The 3,424-nt window shown below is 43.3% G+C and carries 2 protein-coding genes; both read right to left on the bottom strand.

Translation table 11 applies throughout. The annotated features are described in order from the left end of the window. Positions 1-178: 178 nt before the first annotated feature. Positions 179-1,930, bottom strand: a complete 1,752-nt coding sequence (locus ASN89_RS28410; protein ID WP_082654773.1) for an RNA-directed DNA polymerase — start codon at positions 1,928-1,930, stop codon at positions 179-181. Further along, positions 1,923-2,879, bottom strand: coding sequence for a hypothetical protein (locus ASN89_RS28865; protein WP_152988706.1), 957 nt, complete (start codon positions 2,877-2,879; stop codon positions 1,923-1,925). Before ASN89_RS28865 ends, ASN89_RS28410 begins: the two co-directional genes overlap by 8 nt. Positions 2,880-3,424 lie beyond the last annotated feature (545 nt).

Below are 3,424 nucleotides of genomic sequence, written 5' to 3'. Positions count from 1 at the left end.
GAGGCAGGCGCAAGACGCCTCTAATTGGGCCACCTGTACGTGGTTTTAGAGGTGTCACGTTTATAAAAACTCGAATAGAAGATTCGCACGAAAATTTAGATTCCCCCCCCCCCACACACCTATGATTACGATTGCTACATTATTTACTGTCCCATCTTAGGCTATAAATTGTTCGATACTAACTTCGATATTCAGAACTGAGCAGTGACAGCGCATCTAGAGCCGTTCCTTCCTCATTCGAATATCTAGTTTTAATTAGCTCTGCTATCTCTTGTCCTGAACGACCCAATCGTAACGACTCTAGCTCATCTTCAAACGATAGATTAGGAGAACTTCTTTTCAACGGTGACGCTTCACTAATTAGTCCAGGTAACCGTTTTTCGACTCCTTGTTCATCTACGGAATTTTCAGAAATTATTGCTGAAAGTCGTAAACTTCCCAAACTATCGAGAGTTGCATTATTAATATTTTTTACTGGCTCAAGCTGAGCATTTGTGGTGCCATGTGCTTTCCAGAGTTCGGCGAAGGCCGCGGGACCTCGCCCGTAGAACGGCAAAATTGGATTGACTGTCCCACTCACTAACGCTTGGGCCAACGCTGCTTGCTCTACCAACTCTGGGAAGGCTTGGAATACCTCTTGCTCGCCTGACCATTCTCCGAAATTTCGCAAATAGAAAAGAGAGTTCACAATTCTGCGAACTCTCTGAATCTGCCATCTTTCATGATTATCCATTGACGATTTATTATTATTGATTAGTACAGGAAGAAGTTCCTCATACGTTTTTTTTATTCTTACTGCTCTTTTCAAAAAATCAACGTTCTTCGATAGCCATATTTCTAGAGCATGTGTTAGCCCTTGCGGCGATTTTCGTCGTTTCAGAAAATACTGAAAGCGAGGGTAGGCAGCGAGCGCTTTGAGTCGATCAATTGAAATACTGAATCCATTTTCCGAAAACATCGACTTTAGTTCATTGGCCCTATCTGGATGAAGCGCCAAGTAGACCACTAAATCCTGGGTAAAGCCCCGAAAATTTTCATCTTTTTGAACGTCATCCTGCAGCATGCTGTGATTCCATGCCTGAGCGCTGGCAATGGTTGTCTTTTCATCATTGATTTCAAAGCCATTTCGGAGAAGGCACTGACTAATGCAATTCTTTACTTGCTGTTCTTGCGAAGCTGCACACACGACAACTATGTCATCGACATATCGAAAATAATTGCTACCATATGCACTAGTTAATTCTGCATCTACGTCTCGGAGTACCAGATGGCCAAGTATATGACTCGTTGCTGGTCCTACCGGTATACCTTTTATGGATATATCAAGCATTTGTTCAAAGAATCCAGTAATCGAATCTTCGTGAATTCTTTCATTTTTCTTTGATCCATTAAAGAGTTCCCGAAATACATGACGAGCTTGGTCCTTCGTTGCTGAGGGATAGAATTTTCGTATGTCCGTGATGACCGCAATAGTTCCTGGTACGTCTAATGCAGTTGCTACATCTCGGTTTCGCTCTTTGTAACCTTCGATAAAATATCGATAACTTACTCCAGCGGTTCTTGTCGACGGCCATTGATAGCTATATGCTCTCGACGCAGGCGAAAATGCTGGTAATGCGGCGAGTTGCATCAATATTGCTGCTTCAGCGAGCGATGTAATTGGACTTGGTGCCAGACAACTTCTATATTCATGTTCCAATCCGTTTTTTGTGATAGTTGAACCTTTATACATGTCGAAACTTTGGTATCGCCATTTCTCTCCTGCAACTAATCGACGCGAAAGTAGTCGATCAAGGAAGTTGCTTTCTTGCTTAACCAATTGCGATCCAAGTATTCGCAATCCAACATACGTAGGGAAATATGACTGCTTGGTAGAATTTAACGCACGTACAAGCAATGTCTGATCTAAACTTAAATGAACTTTACTCATTTTTAAACCCGACGACGAACACGTGGCTTATAGCTGAAACTCCTTTGTGGGGATCAAGCCATTTGAATGATCGTTTAGGCTTTTCTTCTAATTTGAGGGTGCTAGTTACTATTTCGAAGCTCTCCCCCTTAGAGGAAAATACATGTGCCACTTTTTGGAGGGTAAGCTTAACCGTATCAATTGCTTTTGTAATCCATGTTTTTCCAACATACGGCTCTACCCACAACCATGAGCTATTTCTTTTTTTGTGACTTAACGCGGCAGCCGCTAATTTTAGTGAGTCAAGCAGGAGTGCGATTCCGTCCTTCTTTGCACCAGATAGTGCAGAAACGACGCATAAAAATCGTTTTATTTCACCATCTTCTGCGTCCTTAAGAAAAGATTCGAGAACTTCGTTAAAATCTCCCGATATGCTTAGATCGCAATTGTAAAGTGTCAAATTTATATTTATTCCATTGCTGACAAACCAAGGATCTAATCGCCCAAGCAAGTCTGCGTAATAGCCCAATGCATCGACAGAATAATCGACTCCACTAATCGAAACATTTAACGGAAGTTTAGGTAGACATCCATGTTCTCTTAGCTCGCATATCAACGACAAAAGCGATAATGTGCCTGATCCATTTCCAGCGGCCAAATCTAATAAGTAAATTTTCCCATCGGCAAGTTGATCGAGGACCATTTCACGAACTAGAATTTCTTCATCGTTCGGATCGGAGCAGACAAACTGCATTCGGGCTGCGGAGTTCAAAAAACGGTTCGTAACGTGGTCTTGGGCTTGCGCAGTAGAAATTCCACCGATTCCTCCCGATCCATTTGGGTCATAGCTCGCCCACCATCCGCGTTCCTCCAGAAATTTTTTGTGTGCGTTAGCTAAATGCAATGGCAAATAAAGCGTGGACGAATTCCAAAGAGAAATAGGAATATTTTTTCCAAAAAGAGATTGCATTTTTTATATTTTTAATAAATGGCTGATGGAAGAACGCATGCGGGCTTTATATCTTAACCTACCTGTGAGCGTAACATTTCTAGTTGACACTGTGTGTACTTGCTGAAAGTTATTTTCGGCGGAAGTTTTTTTGCTTCTAGCGAGTCGCCAACTATATGGTCGAGATATGAGGTAGATAGAGGCTGAATGATTCAGAGTTTCCGTGGTTAAGAAATAGCTTTGCGCTACTACGCGGCAACTGGTCTAACTTCTTCGAAGAAGGGGGAGTAACATAAATTGGCCAAATTCTATACGGCCAAGGGGCATGTTAGGGGGCATCTCAGGATCAAAAATTGATGAAGCGCGAGATCTTATGGTCGACATTCAATGATAGGAATCCCCCTCTCAGACGAAAAAGAAAAAGCTACCTTCGGGTAGCTTTTTTTTCGTCTGTACGCGGAGAGAAGCAGGGCGCCTGCGCGCCCTGCGCGGGGGATTCGAAGGGTCGGGCCTACTGGCCCGGCCCTCTCCGAATCGACCAACTGCTGCCGCTGCGCGGCAGCCCC

The organism is Janthinobacterium sp. Ant5-2-1 (assembly GCF_001445815.1).
In the GTDB taxonomy this organism is placed as follows: domain Bacteria; phylum Pseudomonadota; class Gammaproteobacteria; order Burkholderiales; family Burkholderiaceae_D; genus Janthinobacterium; species Janthinobacterium lividum_E.
This window is presented reverse-complemented; position numbering and strand designations above follow the sequence as displayed.

Bases quoted from the DNA above. Each gene is read 5' to 3' on its own strand.
- ASN89_RS28410 (WP_082654773.1), bottom strand. From the start codon at position 1,930: ATGAGTAAAGTTCATTTAAGTTTAGATCAGACATTGCTTGTACGTGCG.
- ASN89_RS28865 (WP_152988706.1), bottom strand. From the start codon at position 2,879: ATGCAATCTCTTTTTGGAAAAAATATTCCTATTTCTCTTTGGAATTCG.